Annotated in this window: 14 protein-coding genes; 5 read left to right on the top strand and 9 right to left on the bottom strand. The window is 66.2% G+C overall.

Annotation, left to right across the window (positions count from 1 at the left end; all coding sequences use genetic code 11):
• Positions 1-250: 250 nt before the first annotated feature.
• Genes ASE58_RS01780 through gltX form a run of 3 tightly spaced genes read right to left on the bottom strand, consistent with a single transcriptional unit; the run spans position 251 to position 3191 of the window.
• Positions 251-457, bottom strand: coding sequence for a hypothetical protein (locus ASE58_RS01780; protein ID WP_055760532.1), 207 nt, complete (start codon positions 455-457; stop codon positions 251-253).
• A gap of 1 nt (position 458) precedes the next feature.
• The gene (locus ASE58_RS01775; RefSeq protein ID WP_055817378.1) at positions 459-1742 is read right to left on the bottom strand and encodes a citrate synthase; all 1284 of its coding nucleotides are present in this window, start codon (positions 1740-1742) and stop codon (positions 459-461) included.
• Between the two features lie 18 nt (positions 1743-1760).
• Positions 1761-3191 (bottom strand): glutamate--tRNA ligase, encoded by a 1431-nt coding sequence (gene gltX, locus ASE58_RS01770; RefSeq protein WP_055817376.1) that lies wholly within the window; start codon positions 3189-3191, stop codon positions 1761-1763.
• A 117-nt stretch (positions 3192-3308) separates the two neighbouring features.
• Between gltX and ASE58_RS01765 the strand changes: the two genes are divergently transcribed.
• A complete protein-coding gene (locus ASE58_RS01765; protein ID WP_055818109.1) occupies positions 3309-5420 on the top strand; it encodes a ComEC/Rec2 family competence protein in 2112 nt (703 codons plus the stop codon).
• Here ASE58_RS01765 and ASE58_RS01760 read toward each other — a convergent pair.
• Positions 5366-5587, bottom strand: coding sequence for a hypothetical protein (locus tag ASE58_RS01760; RefSeq protein WP_055817374.1), 222 nt, complete (start codon positions 5585-5587; stop codon positions 5366-5368). The two genes, ASE58_RS01765 and ASE58_RS01760, sit on opposite strands and share 55 nt — an antisense overlap.
• A 2-nt stretch (positions 5588-5589) precedes the next feature.
• Entirely contained in the window at positions 5590-6144 is a 555-nt protein-coding gene (dcd, locus tag ASE58_RS01755) for a dCTP deaminase (RefSeq protein ID WP_055760544.1), read from the bottom strand.
• A 112-nt stretch (positions 6145-6256) separates the two neighbouring features.
• Here dcd and ASE58_RS01750 point away from each other — a divergent pair, with 112 nt between their 5' ends.
• Positions 6257-7015, top strand: coding sequence for a MerR family transcriptional regulator (locus ASE58_RS01750; protein WP_055817372.1), 759 nt, complete (start codon positions 6257-6259; stop codon positions 7013-7015).
• An 11-nt stretch (positions 7016-7026) separates the two neighbouring features.
• Here the strand turns inward: ASE58_RS01750 and ASE58_RS01745 are convergent, their stop codons facing one another.
• The 3 genes from ASE58_RS01745 to ASE58_RS01735 are packed head-to-tail and all read right to left on the bottom strand — an operon-like array spanning position 7027 to position 8620.
• Complete coding sequence (locus tag ASE58_RS01745) at positions 7027-7473, bottom strand: cytidine deaminase (protein WP_055760549.1); 447 nt, start codon at positions 7471-7473, stop codon at positions 7027-7029.
• Complete coding sequence (locus tag ASE58_RS01740; RefSeq protein WP_055760551.1) at positions 7470-8138, bottom strand: GH25 family lysozyme; 669 nt, start codon at positions 8136-8138, stop codon at positions 7470-7472. Before ASE58_RS01740 ends, ASE58_RS01745 begins: the two co-directional genes overlap by 4 nt.
• The gene (locus ASE58_RS01735; protein WP_055760555.1) at positions 8138-8620 is read right to left on the bottom strand and encodes a UPF0262 family protein; all 483 of its coding nucleotides are present in this window, start codon (positions 8618-8620) and stop codon (positions 8138-8140) included. Before ASE58_RS01735 ends, ASE58_RS01740 begins: the two co-directional genes overlap by 1 nt.
• Positions 8621-8701: 81 nt before the next feature.
• Here ASE58_RS01735 and ASE58_RS01730 point away from each other — a divergent pair, with 81 nt between their 5' ends.
• A complete protein-coding gene (locus ASE58_RS01730; protein ID WP_055760557.1) occupies positions 8702-10213 on the top strand; it encodes a replicative DNA helicase in 1512 nt (503 codons plus the stop codon).
• A 191-nt stretch (positions 10214-10404) separates the two neighbouring features.
• Here ASE58_RS01730 and ASE58_RS01725 read toward each other — a convergent pair whose 3' ends face one another.
• Positions 10405-13728, bottom strand: coding sequence for a TonB-dependent receptor (locus tag ASE58_RS01725; RefSeq protein WP_055817371.1), 3324 nt, complete (start codon positions 13726-13728; stop codon positions 10405-10407).
• A gap of 409 nt (positions 13729-14137) precedes the next feature.
• Here ASE58_RS01725 and ASE58_RS01720 point away from each other — a divergent pair, with 409 nt between their 5' ends.
• Both ASE58_RS01720 and ASE58_RS01715 read left to right on the top strand, forming a co-directional pair.
• Positions 14138-15655, top strand: coding sequence for a tryptophan halogenase family protein (locus ASE58_RS01720; protein ID WP_055817369.1), 1518 nt, complete (start codon positions 14138-14140; stop codon positions 15653-15655).
• Positions 15655-17082: a tryptophan 7-halogenase gene (locus ASE58_RS01715; RefSeq protein ID WP_082468902.1), complete on the top strand. Its 1428-nt coding sequence runs from the start codon at positions 15655-15657 to the stop codon at positions 17080-17082. Before ASE58_RS01720 ends, ASE58_RS01715 begins: the two co-directional genes overlap by 1 nt.
• The last annotated feature ends 17 nt before the right edge of the window (positions 17083-17099 follow it).

The following is a 17099-nucleotide window of genomic DNA, read 5'->3' as shown; positions in this document are numbered from 1 at the left end:
CACAGCGCTTAATATCGATTTAAGTGCGGTGTTTGGAGCACGGACGGGTGCCGTGGATGGCGCAAAATGCGCGCCGACAAAATTGCCAGCATTAACCATGCCTTGCGCAAATGGGCCGCGCGGCAGGTCGCGTGTCGCACCAGTTGGACTGGCGGGAGCACGTCGAAATTAATCAGGCGCGCCGCAAAATTTCCGGGGCGCAATCGATTTCGGCTGAACTTGATTCAGCCCGCGACTCGGGGCCGGCCGATCAACGGCGCGGCAGGCGGCGCGCGATCAGGACCAGCAACAGGCCGAGCGCACCGACCACCGATCCGGTCACGACCCACAGATACTGGTCGATCATGAACGAACTGGCGGGCCAGCGGATGACACCCATCCCCTGACCCAGCCAGAACAGTCCGACGAACGCGAGGATCGCGCCAACGATCATCAGCGTGCGTCGGACGATGCGCATCTCAGCGCTGACCCACGGGCACGTAATCGCGCTGCGTCGGACCGGTATAGAGCTGACGCGGACGGCCGATCTTCTGCTCGGGGTCCGAGATCATCTCGTTCCACTGCGCGACCCAGCCGACGGTGCGGGCAAGGGCGAACAGCGCGGTGAACATCGTGGTCGGGAACCCGATCGCCGACAGGATGACGCCCGAATAGAAATCGACGTTCGGAAACAGCTTTTTCTCGCGGAAGTAATCGTCGTTGAGCGCAATTTCCTCCAGCTGCAGCGCAGTTTCGAACACGGGGTCGTTGACGCCGAGCGAATCGAACACTTCGCGCACCGTCTTCTGCATCACGGTCGCGCGCGGATCGTAGTTCTTGTACACGCGGTGACCGAAGCCCATCAGGCGGAAGGGATCGTCCTTGTTCTTGGCACGGGCGATATATTCCGGGATGCGATCGGGCGTGCCGATCTCACGCAGCATGTTGAGCGCGGCTTCGTTCGCGCCGCCATGCGCCGGACCCCACAGGCAGGCGATGCCCGCCGCGATGCACGCGAACGGATTGGCGCCCGACGAACCGGCCAGACGCACGGTCGAGGTCGACGCGTTCTGTTCGTGGTCGGCGTGCAGAATGAAGATGCGGTCCAGCGCCTTTTCGACGACCGGGTTCACTTCATATTCCTCGGCCGGGACACCGAAGGTCATGCGCAGGAAGTTGCCGGTGTAGCTCAGGTCGTTCTTCGGATAGATGAACGGCTGCCCCACGCTATACTTATACGCCATGGCGGCGATCGTCGGCATCTTCGCGATCAGGCGATGCGACGCGACCATCCGCTGGTGCGGATCGGTGATGTCGGTCGAATCGTGGTAAAAGGCCGACAGCGCGCCGACGACGCCGCACATCACCGCCATCGGGTGCGCGTCGCGACGGAAGCCGCGATAGAAGCCGGCCAGCTGTTCGTGCAGCATGGTGTGGCGCGTGATCGTGCCGGTGAACTTGGTCAGCTCGTCGCCCGAGGGCAACTCGCCGTTCAGCAGCAGATAGGCGACCTCCATGAAGCTCGACTCTTCGGCCAGCTGCCCGATCGGATAGCCGCGGTGCAGCAGCACGCCTTCGTCACCGTCGATATAGGTCAGCGCCGAGTCGCAGCTGGCCGTCGAGGTGAAGCCCGGATCGTAGGTGAAGGTGCCGGTCTGCGCATACAGTTTGCGGATATCGATCACGTCGGGACCGATGGTGCCCGACCGTACCGGAAATTGGACGTCCTTGCCCGCAACCTGCAGCTTAGCGTCTTCGGCCATTCGGCGTCTCCTGTTACGTTATGCGGCCGATGTGGCCATCTGGTCTTCGATGCGGCCCAGGCTTTCGTCGCGGCCCAAGAGGGCCAGCACGTCGAAAATCCCCGGTGAGGTGCGCGAACCCGTCAGCGCGGCGCGAAGCGGTTGCGCGGCGGCACCCAGCTTCAACCCCGACGCCTCCGCCACTTCGCGTACCGCAGCTTCGATCGTCTCCGTATCCCATGCTGCGAGTGCGTCAAGCTTGGCGTGCAACTGCGTGAGGATCGCGCGGGCGTCGGGCGTCAGCAGCGTGGTCGCGCCATCGTCCATCGCGAGGGGGCGGGAGCGGAAGAAGAACGCCGCATTGGTCGCCAGTTCGTTGATGTCGGCGGCGCGGACCTTCAGCACCGGCATGGCGCGCTGCAGCAGATCGCGGTCAATCCCCTCGGGCAAACGCTGCGCGACCAGATCGGTCAGGCGCGCATCGTCGGCCTCGCGGATATAGTGGCCGTTGAGGTTCAGCAGCTTTTTCGTATCGAACCGCGACGGCGAACGGCCGACGCCCGACAGGTCGAACACCTCGGTCGCGCGCTCGCGGCTGATGATCTCTTCATCGCCGTGGCCCCAGCCCAGACGCAGCAGGTAGTTGTTCAGCGCCTCGGGCAGGACACCCAGTTCGTCGCGATAGGCCTCGACGCCCAGCGCGCCGTGGCGCTTCGACAGCTTGGCACCATCCGCGCCGTGGATGAGGGGCACATGGGCATAGACCGGATCGGGCCAGCCGCCCTCGACCGCATCCATCGCGCGGATCAGCGCGAGCTGGCGGAAGGCGTTGTTGAGGTGATCGTCACCGCGGATGACGTGGGTCACGCCCATGTCGTGGTCGTCGACGACGACCGCCAGCATATAGGTCGGCGTGCCGTCCGAACGCAGCAGCACGAAATCGTCCAGCTCGGCATTGGCGACAGTCACGTCACCCTGCACCTGATCCGAGATCGTGACCGAGCCTTCCTTGGGTGCCTTCAACCGGACGACGAACGGAGCGCCCTCCGGCGCATCCTCGGGCGCGCGGTCGCGCCAGCGGCCGTCATAGCGGATCGGCTTGCCGGCGGCGCGCTGTTCCTCGCGCAGTGCCGTCAGTTCCTCGGGCGTGGCATAGCAGCGATAGGCATGACCGGCGTCGAGCAACTGGCGGGCGACGGCGGCATGGCGGTCGGCGCGGGCGAACTGGAACACGGCATCGCCGTCCCAGTCGAGCCCGAGCCAGCGCATCCCGTCGAGGATCGCATCGATCGCCGGCTGGGTCGAACGCGCGCGATCGGTATCTTCGATACGCAGCAGGAAACGACCGCCATGGCGACGGGCATAGAGCCAGTTGAACAGCGCGGTGCGCGCGCCGCCGATATGCAGAAAGCCCGTCGGGGACGGCGCGAAACGGGTGACGACAGGCGTCGCGGAATTGGTTGCGCCCAAGCGCGGATACCCCCAGACATCGGGTGAAACATGATGGCCCATTCAGCCGCGACCGCCCCTAGCATGCTGCCCGGCACGCTTCAAACCGTGCGCCCCCCGCATCGGTTCCTTGGGCGCATGGAGGCGCTGGCGGAGGCCGAACGGGGGCAATTGCCGCTGTGGATGCCGGTCGCGCTGGGGGTGGGAATCGCGGCATGGTTCCTGTTGCCGGGGCAGGGGGCGTGGGCCGCGTTCCTGCTGCTCGCGCTGTCGATCGCGTTTGCCGGGGCCGTGCTGCCATGGGGCACGCGCACCGCGCGGGCGGTGACGATGGCCGGAATGCTGGCGATGCTGGGCTGTGCGCTGGTGTGGTGGCGGGCCGAGCGGGTTGCCGCGCCGGTGCTCGCCCGGCCGGTGGTGGTGGCGTTCGAAGGGGTAGTCGAACGGGTCGAACCGCTGCCCGCGCGCGAGGCGGTCCGGTTGACGCTCAGGCCCGATATCACGGCCGGCCTGCCGCCGCGCATCCGCGTCAACCTGTCCGAAAAGGATACGCCCGCAGGCGTCGTGCCGGGCGCGCGGATCGCGCTCAGGGCGCGGTTGATGCCGCCGCCGACCGCCGCCGTGCCGGGTGCCTATGACTTTGCGCGGGCGGCGTGGTTTCAGGGGCTGGGCGCGACCGGGCGCGGCTTTGCCCCGGTGCGGGTCGTCGCGGCGGGCGATCCGGGCAATGCGGCACTGCGCGATCGGCTGACCGATCATATCCTGTCGCGGGTGGAGGGCAGCACCGGCGGGATCGCCGCCGCGTTCGTCACCGGCGACCGGGGGGCAATCACCGAAGCGGATGCAGAGGCGATGCGGCGGTCGGGCCTGGCGCACCTGCTGTCGATCAGCGGGCTGCATGTGACCGCGGTCGTCGTCGCGACGATGACGCTGGTGCTGAAGCTGCTGGCGCTGTTCCCGCCGCTGGCGCTCCGGGTGCGGTTGCCGGTCGTGGCGGCGGGGGCGGGGGCCTGTGCCGCGCTGTTCTATACGTGGCTGTCGGGGGCGGACGTGCCGACGGTGCGGTCGTGCATCGCCGCGCTGCTGGTGCTGGCGGCGCTGTCGCTGGGGCGGGAGGCGATCACGCTCCGGATGATCGCGACGGGCGCATTGCTGGTCCTGCTGGTCCTGCCGGAATCGCTTGCCGGGCCGAGTTTTCAGCTGAGCTTTGCCGCCGTCACCGCGATCGTCGCGCTGCACGAGCATCCCGGCGTACGCGGCTGGTTCCTGAAGCGCGAGGAGGCGATCGGCTGGCGGTTGCTGCGCGAACTGGGGTCGCTGCTGCTGACCGGGGTTGCGGTCGAGGCGGCGTTGATGCCGATCGGGCTGTATCATTTCCACACCGCCGGGCTGTACGGCGCGCTGGCCAATATCGTCGCGATCCCGCTCACGACCTTCGTCACCATGCCGCTGGAGGCGCTGGCGCTGCTGCTCGATCCGGTGGGCCTTGGCGGGCCGGCATGGTGGGCGGTCGAGCGGTCGCTGGCGCTGCTGCTGTGGATCGCGCACCGCGTCACATCGGCACCGGGATCGGTCGCGGCGCTGCCGGCAATGCCCGACGGGGCGTTTGCGCTGATGGTCGCGGGCGGGTTGTGGATCGCACTATGGCGGACGCGGTGGCGACGCTGGGGCGTGGTACCGTTGATCGCGGGAGCGGTCTGGGCGTTGGCGACGCCCGCGCCCGACCTGCTGGTGACCGGCGATGGGCGGCATCTGGCGCTGGCGACCGACGATGGCGGCATGGCGATCCTGCGCGACCGGGCGGGGGACTATGTGCGGTCGACACTGGGCGAGGGCGGCGGGGTGATCGGCGAACTCCCGCCGCTGTCCGAACAGCCCGGCGCGCGGTGCAGCCCGGACCTGTGCATCGCGCGGCGACGGGCGGGCGGGCGGGTGTGGACGATCCTCGCCACCCGCAGCGGCTATGCAGTGCCATGGGCCGAACTGGTCGCGGCCTGTGCCCGTGCCGATATCGTGGTCAGCGAACGGCGGCTGCCCGATAAATGTATCCCCCGCTGGCTGAAGCTAGACCGCGCCGTATTGGCCCGGACGGGCGGGGTGGCGGTGACGCTATCGACCGGACGGGTGACGACGGTGCGACGCGGCGGCCGGCATCCGTGGGAGGTGCCGCAGACGATCGCGCCGCCGCGTGCGCCCTATCGCGAACGGCGGAACGGACGGAACGGCGGGGTTTCCGAAGCGCGACGATGATCGTTGATCGCGACCCGCGCGCAGACGAACGCGAACCATGCGATCAGCACGCTCCCGATCCCGAAGGCCCAGGGCAGCGGCAATCGGGGGGCGAACAGCGCGAGGATCGGCAGCAAGGCGACCGATCGCATGGCGGCGCTGCCCGCGGTCCAGTTGCGTCCGATCATCGTCAGAGCCGCGGCAGCGTTACGCCGCGCTGGCCCATATACTTGCCCGCACGGTCGGCATAGCTGGTGCCGCAGGGCTGGTCGCCCTTCAGGAACAGGAACTGGCACGCGCCTTCGTTAGCATAGATCTTGGCGGGTAGCGGGGTGGTGTTGGAGAACTCCAGCGTGACGTGACCTTCCCATTCCGGTTCCAGCGGGGTCACGTTCACGATGATGCCGCAGCGCGCATAGGTCGATTTGCCGAGGCAGATGACCAGCACGTCGCGGGGAACACGGAAATATTCGACGGTGCGGGCCAGTGCAAAGCTGTTCGGCGGGATGATGCACACATCGGTCTTTCGATCGACGAAGCTGTTCTGGGCGAAGTCCTTCGGATCGACCACGGCCGAATCGACATTGGTGAAGATCTTGAACTCGTCCGACACCCGCGCGTCATAGCCATAGGACGACAGGCCGTAGCTGATGCAGCCTTCGCGCCGTTGCGATTCGACGAAGGGTTCGATCATCCCCGTCGCCAGCGCCGTCTCGCGAATCCAGTGGTCCGACAGGATGCTCATCAATTACCCCTTTGCTGCTGCCGGCTCCATTGCCGGATCGCGGGTACAGGGCAAGCGGCATCGTCAAGATGGGGCTTGCAGTTGACGCTGCGTCAAGCGGTAGGGTTCGCCCATGACCAATCTGCTCGACATTGCCGACGTCGCCGCTGCTACCGGCCTGACCAGCCGGGCGTTGCGCTTTTATGAAGCGCGCCGACTGATCCGGCCGCTCAGGACGGCAAGCGGGCGCCGCGTTTTCGGCACCGGGGAACTCGAACGGCTTCACGCGATCGTCGCGCTCAAGCGGGCCGGGTTCACGCTGGCGGCGATCGGGCAGCTGCTCGACCGGCCTGACGCCCGGCTCGGCGCGATGATCGCGGCGCAGCAGGCTGCCGTCGAGGCGCAGCGCGCCGCGCTGGCCGAAACTGCCGACCTCCTAAGCTCCATCCAGTCCCGCATCGATGCCGGCGAGCGCATCGACGTCGCGACACTTTGCTCGCTGATTCGAAAGGGAAATGCCATGACGACGAACGAATGGAGGGCGGTGGTCGATCGCCACTTCACCGCCGAACAACAGGCGCAATGGGGCGAACGGATGGCCGCGTTGCCGCCCGATTTCGATCCAGCAGCGTATCAGGCGCAATGGGCGGACTTGGGGCAACGGATCGCGGCGGCGCTGCCGATGGACCCGGCGTCCGATGTTGCCCAGGGGTATCTGCGGGAATGGGAGGCGCTGCTGGCACCGTTCGCGGCCGTCGCGACGCCGGACATGATGGCCGGTGCATCGCGGCTCCACGATGCGCGCGCCGACTGGGACGGGCAGGCCGATCCGGGATTCTCGTCCGACGTGTGGCAGTTCGTGCAAGCTGCCGGTCGCGCACGCGCCGGCTAAGCCCGCCGGGGTCAGCCGATCCCCAGGTCGGCTGGCCCGAAGGCGTCGGGCAGCAATTCCGACAATCGGTAGGTCCGCATGGCGTCCCCCTCGGCGGCACCGCAGTAGACGGGGAGGTCGCGGCCGCCCATCTGCGCCGCCTCATTGATGACCTGGCGACAGCGGCCGCAAGGGCTGACCGGCATCGTGCCGGTCGGCCTCCCGCTCGCGTCCATCGCACCGCCGATCACGCCGACCGCGACGATCTGCCGCAGGCGCCCTGCGGCCGACGCGCTGGCGATCGCCACCGTTTCCGCGCACAGGGACAGGCCGTAGCTGGCATTTTCGAAGTTCGCGCCGGTGACGATCGAGCCGTCTTCCATCAGCAGCGCGGCCCCGACCGCGAAGCGCGAATAGGGTGCGTGGGCGTGGGCGGCGGCGGCACGGGCCGCCTCGATCAACTGGGCGGGTTCGGTCATTGGGCGGCTACACTCCAGGCGACAGGATGGGCGACGCCATCGACGTTGCGCGCGGGGTTCGCCTGCCACATCCGCCATGGCCGCGCCAGATAATCGGGTTCGAAGAAACGGCTGGTCGCCCAGAGCGGACGGACGATCGCCTCGCTCACGCGATACTCGCGCTCGAACGCGGGCGAGATGCGCAGCATCATCGGCCGGCCGTCATGATATTCGGCGGGGCCGAGGAATCCGCGAATGGCGGTCAACACCTGCGCGCGGGTAGGCTGCGCGTCGCAGCCATCGGTGAAGTCGAGCGCGAGGGCGGCGGGCAGCGCATCGGCGGCCCGCGGGACGGTGGTCAGGTAGGCGGTCACCTGATCGGCGGTCGGCTCGCACAGCGAAAAGACGTGCAGCGCGCCGTGGCGCAGGCCGGCATCGTGCGCGCCGTTCCAGTTCGCCTCGAACGCCGGATCGCGCTTCGTGCCGTTCGACGCGGTGACGAACGCGAAGTCCGCGCCGCGTGCCTTCAGCATGCCCCAATCGATCGCGCCGTCGCCGGCTGCGACCGTTAATCCTTGCACCGGATAGCGGGTGGCATCGGGCTGCCAGCCGACCGACCAGCGCCATGCCACGACGGCCGCGATCGCCAGCATAGCCAGCGCGCCCAGGATCAACCGATTACGCATCATCCCTTGATATGCAGCACGCAGATCAGGGTGAACAGCCGGCGGGCGGTGTCGAAATCGATCTCGACCTTGCCGTCCAGCCGCTCGCGCAGCGCCTCGGCCGCGTCGTTGTGGATGCCGCGCCTGGCCATGTCGATCGTCTCGATCTCGTGCGGGGTCGCCTGGCGGATGGCTTTGTAATAGCTGTCGCAGATCGCGAAATAATCGCGGATCGGGCGACGCAGCCGCGCCATGCCCAGCACCAGCGTTTCGACCAGCGTGCCGTCCTCACGCGAAATATCGATCGCCAGCCGCCCCTCGGGCACCGACAGCGCAATGCGATACGGGCCGGCATAATTGTCCGGCGTCGCACGCTGCGGGGCGAAGTGATTCGCCTCCAGCAGGTCGAAGATCGCGATGCGGCGTTCCTGCTCGATATCGGCGCTGCGCCACAGGATCGTGCGCTCGTCCAGGGTGACATCGATGATCCGCGGGTCGGCCATCCGCCGCACTTAGCGAGTTGTCGGTCGTTTCCCCAGCCCCTTTCGCTTGCCGCCGAACGCGGGGAATGGGAGAGGGGGGGCATGGCTACTGTTCACAGCATTGGCGGGGGTACTCCCCCGCAACCGCCGCGCGTGCCCCATAACGTCGATGCGGAGGCGGCGCTGCTGGGCGCGATGCTCATCGACAACGGGCTGGCCGATGATATGGTCGAGCGGCTGGATATCGAGCATTTCTACGATCCCGCCCACGCCCGCATCTTCGAACGCATCCGCGACGTGCGGCGCACCGGCATGATCGCCAGTCCCGTGACGCTGAGGCCCATGTTCGATGGCGACGAGTTGCTGGCCGGCCGGGGCGGCACGCAATATCTGGTCGAGATCACCGGCAGCAACGCCAGCCTGATCGGCGCGCGCCAGTTCGCGCAGCAGATCTACGATCTGGCGCAGCTGCGTGCGCTCATCACCGTCGGGCGGACGCTGGTGGAAAACGCCACCGACACCTCGACCGAGGTCGATCCCAAGAAGCAGATCGAGGCGGCGGAAGAAGCGCTGTTCAAGGTCGCGGCAGAGGGGACCACCGCCAACGCGGTCAAGTCGTTCGCGCAGGCGACGACCATGGCGGTGCGCATGGCCGAACGCGCGATGAATTCGGGTGGCGGCCTGTCGGGCGTCACCACCGGCCTCGATTCGGTCAATGGCCGGATCGGCGGTATGCACCATAGCGATCTCATCATCCTTGCCGGCCGTCCCGGCATGGGCAAGACCTCGCTTGCTACCAACATCGCGTTCAACGCGGCACAGCGGTATATGGACGACCAGCGTGCCGGCATGGAAAAGGGCAAGTCGGTCGGCGCGAAGGTCGCGTTCTTCAGCCTCGAAATGTCCGCCGACCAGCTGGCGACGCGTATCATGGCGGAACAGGCGGCGATCAGTTCCGAAGCGCTGCGCATGGGCAAGATCCGCAAGGAGGATTTCACCCGCTTGGCCAATGCGGCTGCCGATCTGGAGCAGTTGCCGCTGTATATCGACGATACCGCCGGCCTCTCCATCTCCGGTCTGCATACCCGCGTCCGCCGGTTGCAGCGCAAGCTGGACGGCGAACTGGGGCTGGTCGTGGTCGATTACCTCCAGCTGTTGCAAGGGTCGGGCAAGGGCAGCGACAACCGCGTGCAGGAAATCTCGGAGATTTCGCGCGGGCTGAAGACGCTGGCCAAGGATATCGGCGTGCCGGTGATGGCGCTGTCGCAGTTGAGCCGTGCCGTTGAACAGCGCGAGGACAAGCGCCCGCAGCTGTCCGATCTTCGCGAATCCGGCTCGATCGAGCAGGACGCCGACATGGTGTGGTTCGTATACCGCGAGGATTATTACGTCGCGGCGAAGGAGCCGAAGCGCCCGCGCGACGGCGACGATGCGCGGGTGTTCGAAGATCACGCCAAATGGGCGATGGACATGGAGCGGGTCTACGGCCTTGCCGAACTCATCATCGCCAAGCAGCGTCACGGTGCGACGGGCAAGGTGACGCTGAAGTTCGAGCCGCACATCACCAAGTTCAGCGACTATGCCGGTGGCGGGTTCAGCGGGCTGGAGGAATAGGGCGGGCTATCGCCTTCCTCATTGTAAATCGTCATTCCCGCGAAGGCGGGAATCCATTGCCGCCGACATTCGGGCTTGCACCAGAACAATTGCGTGTGTCGGTACCCGCCTGCGCGGAAGCAACGAAGGAATAGGATAAAAGAATTGGGGAGGCGCCACGCGGCACCTCCCCAGTCGTTCCGCTCCGGGGTCTAGATGCGGAACAGCAGGCCGACCACGATGCGGCGATCGTTCAGGAAGCTGAACCGGTCGTACATCTGGCCGCTTGCATCGATATAGGATCGCGCCTTGCTCTTGGTATCCAGGATATTGGCGATCGATCCGCGTAGCTGGAGATTGGCGATGTTGAACTTCAGCGAGGCGTCGAGGAAGCCGGCCGCCGAGTTGTAGATCGGGTTGCCCGTCACATAGTCGCGATAGGTCGTCAGATATTCCGACCGCCAGTTATAGGCGAGGCGGGCTTCGACGATCTTGTCCTGATAGATCGCGACCGCGTTGGCGATGTGCTTCGACTGACCCAGCAGGTCGTCGACGCCCCAGCGGAACACGGTGGTCACGTCATCCGGCACGCCGTCGCCGTCGCTGTCCACACCATTGGCGGGTGGCGTCGTCTTCGCATCGATGAAGGTGTAGTTCCCCTGGAACCCCAGATGCTTGAGCGGGCCGGGCAGGAAGTCGAAGAACTGCTGATAGCCGACCTCGATACCCTTCACGGTCGCCTTCGCCTGGTTCACCGCACCGTTGTAGATCACCGGCACCTGTTGGCCATCCAGTGTCACGGAGCCCTGCTGCTGGCCAGGAATGCCGCCCACCGTTCCCAGCGGCAGATCGCCGTTGGTGATGATGTTGCGCAAATCCTTGTAGAAGCCCGCAACCGACAAATAGCCGCCCTTGAAGTACCATTCGTACGACAGGTCGAAGCTGTCGGCGGTGGTGGGCTTCAGATAGGGGTTGCCGCGGCTGACCCGGATTTCGCCGACGGTGATGTTCTGCGCCCCCCGATCGATACCGAACAGCGGATCGTTGCGATCGGTAATCTGCGGGAAGTTGATGCGGTTGGTGGTGACGACATATTCCTGCGACGCGCGAAGATCCTGCACGTTCGGGCGGCTCAGCCCCTTGCTGTAGGCAGCACGGAACAGCATCTCGCGGTTCAGATTCCATTTCAGGTTGAACGACGGCAGCCAATGCTCGTCCTTCAGCTTGAGCGTGCGAGCGATCGGATTCTGTCCGGCATAGGCGGTCGCCTGCGGCAGGAAGTCACGCGGATCGTCGCGGCTTTCCGCATCGTCGGTGCGGGTCCGGACGCCGTCGGTAACCGCTGGCGTCTGGATATCGGCGACGAACGCGCGGAAGGCGAGGAAGCCCGACGAGTCGAGATCGGTGCGGATATAGCGGACGCCGACATTGCCATCGACCGACATGTCGTTGTCGAATTCATGCTTGAAGTCGACGCGGACATACGCGTTGCGCGTCTTCTCCGTGATGTTCGACGTATCTTCCGGGCGGAAGATCGGGTTGCCGAACCGCGAACCGTCCGACGTGCCGCGCGGAACCCAGCCGTAATTGCCGTTGGCGGTCTGCGGTTCGGCGTTCAGGTAGTTGCGGAAGCTGGCATAGTTCGACAACAGGTCCTGGTTCACGAACACGAACGAATTGTTCGCGCCCTTCACCACGCCGCCGCGGAAGAAATCGTTGAAGCCGACCGCTTCGAAGCCCTGCGACGGGTTCTGGAAGGTGCCGGCCACCGCGAAGCCGCCGCGACCATCCCATGCCGGTGCGATCGAGCCCCAGTTGAGCGCCATTTCCGAATTGACCTGGCTGCGTTCCGAATAGCGCGCGCCGAACTTCACGCTGTCGAACCAGCTGGCCAGCCCGTCGCTGCCCGAGACATCATAGGCAAGGTCGCCACGGAACGCCTTCAGGTCACCGGTACCGACCTGGAACTGGTCGGCGGCGAACTGCCACGTCGACCCGTTGAAGTCGGCGGTGCTGGTCGGCGTCGGGATGAACACGCCGGCGGTGGTCGCCGTCGCGTCGCGATCGCCGGTGAAGCGCGTCTGGTTCGGGTTGAAGCGGTGCTGCGGGTCGATCAGGAATTCGATCGACGGATTGTCGAGATCGTGCCGGATCTTCCAGTTGAGGTAGGTGTTCATCCCGCCCCAGATCGAACGCTGGCGGGCGTCGGCCTTCGTGTATTGGCCATCTAGGGTGATGAACAGGCGGTCGGTCACGTTCCACTTCAGGTTGAGGCTGAAATCCTCGGTGGTCGCTTCCTCGATCTTGCCGATGCCGAGCGAGCCGACCGGCGAACCGCGCGCGCCGGTCCACGAATCGGCGTTGTTGGTTACATATCCCGATTCCATCAGTCCGCCACGCACCGGGATCAGCCGTTCGCAGTCGCCCGGATTGGACGGGAAGCCGCCGGGGCCGCTGCACATCGGGGTGCCGGCCGATCCCCAGTTCTTGTTGAGGACGATATCCGACACGCCGGCGGTGGTGCCGGTGTCGTGTTCGGGGAACCATTCGAACGTGCGTTCGATGCTGTTGATCTTGTTTTCGGCGCGAATGTACTTGCCGGTCAGCTGGAGGCCGTCGGTCTTCCACTGCGCCGCGACATAATAGCTGATGCGTTCGCGATCGACGTCGTTCGTGCGCAGCTGGAAACCGGGCGTGATGCCGACGATCTGCGACGGATCGACACCGGTGAATTCGTTGACCTTGTTCGCGCCGGTGAAGGTCGTTTCGGGCACCTGGCCCGCCGCGTTCAGCACGCGTGGCATCGGCGCGTTCTGCTGCCAGCCATGGATGCGCGAATCGAGGCGCGAGCGCGAATAGGAACCGAGGATGCCGAATTCGCCGATCCCGGTGTTCCAGCGCTTGCCGGCGGTGATGCTGGCCTGCGGCGACCATTTCTTGCGCAGGTCGGAATAGGTACCATCGACCGCGACGACGAACAGGTCCTTCTTGCTGTCGAACGGTTCCAGCGTGCGCAGGTTGATCGACCCGCCGATGCCGCCTTCGATCAGGTCGGCGCTCTGGTTCTTGTAGACGTCGACGCCGCCGACCAGTTCGGGCGGGATGCTGGAGAAGTCGAGCGAGCGGCCGCCATTGGCCGAGAACGCGTCACGCCCGTTGAATTCCGACCGTACGAAGCCGAGGCCGCGCACCAGGTTGCCGCGTCCTTCGGGCGAGGGAAAGTCAGGGCTGGCGCCGCCGGTCGGGAAGCGCGAGATGGTGACGCCGGGGATACGACCGATCGCTTCGGCGACCGACAGGTCGGGCAGGGTCGCGATGTCCGATGCGGTGATCGAGTCAACGAAGGTCGACGATTTCCGCTTGATCTCCTTCGCCGATTCCAGCGCGGCGCGGATGCCGGTGACGACGATTTCGGAGTCGGTGGTCGTCTGCGGCCCCTGCGACGTGACGGCTGGTTCCCCTTCCGGATCGGTGGCGGCGCTCTGTGCCGCGGCGATCGACGGCGTAAGTGCCAGGGTCAGCGCCGACGTCGCCATCAGCAGGCACCTGGCCGAGCCCGAGCGAACGCGGAATCCGTGTGTTCTCATCGCAATATCCCCTCCCTGAAGCGGTCCGTTGTTCCGGCCGTCCTGGTTTCCCCTGTGTCCGTTCCTGATCGATTGTGAGTCGTGAAAGGACACGGCCCCTGCCGAACAGGATCGGCTACGATTCATCGCATAACTGATCCAATTTAGTCGGACAAGATAGCGGTAACATTTTTCCGGGCGACGTTGACAATTTGGTGCGAAACCGCGCTTTCATACAACGCGACCAGTGATTTCAGCTGTTACGATTGCTGCGCTGCGGCGAAGTCATGCGAACACTATAAAAAGTCTTGCGTATTGTTATGAGGGCGGGGAAGAGACGTCGGATGATATTGCAGGGATTTGTCGGGGTTGAGGTGGCATGACCGACCGCCGGATCGCGTCGGTGTGCATCGTCGGCGGGGGCACGGCGGGGTGGATGACCGCCGCTGCGCTTGCGAACAGGCTCGGCGGGCTGAACGTCGCTGTCCGGCTGATCGAATCGGAAGAGATCGGCACGGTCGGCGTCGGCGAAGCGACCCTGCCGCATATTCGCGCGTTCAACGCCACGCTGGGCATCGCCGAGGCCGACCTGATGCGCGCAACCGAAGCGACCTACAAGCTGGGTATCGAGTTTTGCGACTGGGGCCGACTCGGCGACCGCTATATCCATCCGTTCGGCAATTACGGGCCGAGCGACGACGCGATCCCCTTCTATCACCAATGGCTGCGGCTTCGTTCGATGGGCGATACCAGCCGGCTGGACGATTACTCCTATCCCATCGTTGCCGCCGAACAGAACCGCTTCCGCCATCCCGCCAGCGAACCCGGCCGCGTCGAATCGAGCTTCGGCTATGCCTATCAGTTCGACGCCTCGCTCTATGCCGCGTTCCTGCGCCGCTATGCCGAGGCGCGCGGCGTCGAGCGGGTCGAGGGCAAGGTGGTCGACGTCGCGCTGGACGCGGAGAGCGGGTTTGTCCGCCACGTCACGCTGGCCGATGGGCGGGTGGTCGGGGCCGAACTGTTCATCGACTGTTCGGGGTTTCGCGGGCTGTTGATCGAGGGCGCGTTGCAGTCGGGCTATGACGACTGGAGCCGGTGGTTGCCGTGCAACCGTGCGGTGGCGGTACCGACTGTGAGCCATGGGCCGCTCGGCCCCTATACGCGGGCGACTGCGCGGACGGCGGGGTGGCAGTGGCGCATCCCGCTCCAGCACCGGGTCGGCAACGGCCATGTCTATTGTAGCGACTTCATTTCCGACGACGAGGCGCAGCAGCAGCTGGTCGACAACCTCGACGCGCCGATGCAGGCGGAGCCGCGCCGGCTGCGCTTCACGACCGGGCGGCGGCGCGATTTCTGGAAGCGCAACGTCGTGGCGATCGGGCTGGCCGGCGGCTTCCTCGAACCGCTGGAATCGACGTCGATCCATCTGATCCAGGACGGGATTACCGAGCTGCTGGGCCTGTTTCCGGATCAGGAATTCGCGGCGGCGGATATCGACGAATATAACCGACGAATGGCGCTGCATTATGAACGGGTGCGCGATTTCCTGTTGCTGCATTATGTCGCGACCGAGCGTGACGACAGCCCGATGTGGCGGCATTTCCGCGCGCTGACCCTGCCCGACAGCCTGCAGCACAAGATCGATACGTGGCGGGCACGCGGCTATATCGTGCCGTATCAGTTCGGGCTGTTCCTGCCACCCAGCTGGGTGGCGGTGATGCTGGGGCAGGGGCTGGTGCCCGACGCCTTTGATCCGCGCGTCGCGGGGATCGAGGGCGGGGCGCTGGCAAAGCGGGCGGCGGCGTTGCGGGCGGAGGTTGCCGGGGCGGTGCGCGCAACACCGGACCATGCCGAGTATATCCGGCAGTCGCCGGCGGCCGCCGGGCTGGCCGCGTGATGGCTGACAGGGTGCCGATCGGGCAGGTGCTGGTGTGCGGCGACGGGCTGGCGGCGCGGATGACACTGGCGGCGCTGGCGCGGCAATTGCCGCCGTCGACCGCGATCGCGTGGGTACGGGCCGGCGAACAGGACGCGAGCGATCTGTTCTATGGCAACGTCACCGGGCCATCGTCCTATGCCTTAAATCTGTCCGCGGGGGTGGATGAGCGGCAGGTGATCCTCGACAGCGCCACCGCCTTTTCATGGGGCACCCGCTATGCCAGCTGGGGGGCGGGTCGGTCGTGGATGCAGTCGTTCGCGCTGCCGTTCCCGGTGATGGATGGGGTGCAGTTCCATCAGTATCTCGGCCTGGCCGGGGCGGGCGGGATCGATCCGTTCGTCGCCGGATTGCAGGCGGCGCGACGGGGCGTCTTCGTCCATCCGCCGCGCGCCGCCGCCAACGGTACGCCGCACCCGCTGTCGCGTGCCGAATATGGCTATCAGTTCGATCCCGGCGACTATGCGCGATTGTTCGCAGTGGCCGGGCGGGTCGAGCGGGTGGCGGGATCGCTTGCGTCGGTTGCCGTGGCGGAGGGCCGGATTACCGGCGTGACGCTGGACGATGGCAGCATCGTGACCGCCGACCTGTATGTCGATGTGTCGGGACCGGAGGCGCGGCTGTTGTCGGCGGTTTCGCACGACACGCGCGATGGTCGCGGCATCGCGATCGCCGCGCGCGATCTGCCGGCCGACGATCAGGCGCCGATGCGCACCGTCCGGGCGACGCCGCAGGGGTGGGAGAGCGATACCCCGCTGAAAGGGCGCACCCGGCGGACAATCGTCGGCGCGCCGGGCGTGATCGACGGGCCGCAGGCGACCCTGGGCCGGCGGTCGCGGGCCTGGGTCGGCAATGGTGTCGCGATCGGGCAGGCGGCGGGCGTGATCGAACCGCTGACGCCAGCGCCGATGCTATTGCTGGAGCGCGATATCGAGCGGTTGCTGACGCTGCTTCCGGTATCGGCCGATCACAAGGTCGAGTCGGCGGAATATAATCGCCGCTTTGCCGAGGATCACGACCATGCCGCGCTGTTCCAGAAGGCGTTCTTTGCCGCGGATGACCTGCCGGACGGGCCCTATTGGCAGGCGGAGCAGGCGGATGCGGTGCCGGAAAAGCTGGCGCGCAAGCTGACCATGTTCGAACGGCGCGGGGTGCTGGTCGCCTATGATCTCGAACCGTTTCATCCGGAGGACTGGTTGATCCTGCATCTGGGGATGGGGCGTCGCCAGGCGTTGCACGACCGGCTGGCAGCCCGCGCGGACAGGGCGCAGGTCGCGCGGTTCCTGTCCAACATGGCGCGCGAGATCGAACAGGGGGTGGCGACGCTGCCACCTGCCCGCGTCTATCGCATGCAGTTCGAAGACTATCTGCGAAAGGCCGCATTGTGAGCGCACCGTATTGCCCG

This window comes from Sphingomonas sp. Leaf9 (genome assembly GCF_001421355.1).
Lineage (GTDB): Bacteria > Pseudomonadota > Alphaproteobacteria > Sphingomonadales > Sphingomonadaceae > Sphingomonas.
Note: the sequence above shows the minus strand (reverse complement) of the source record. Positions and strands in the feature narration are given on the sequence as shown.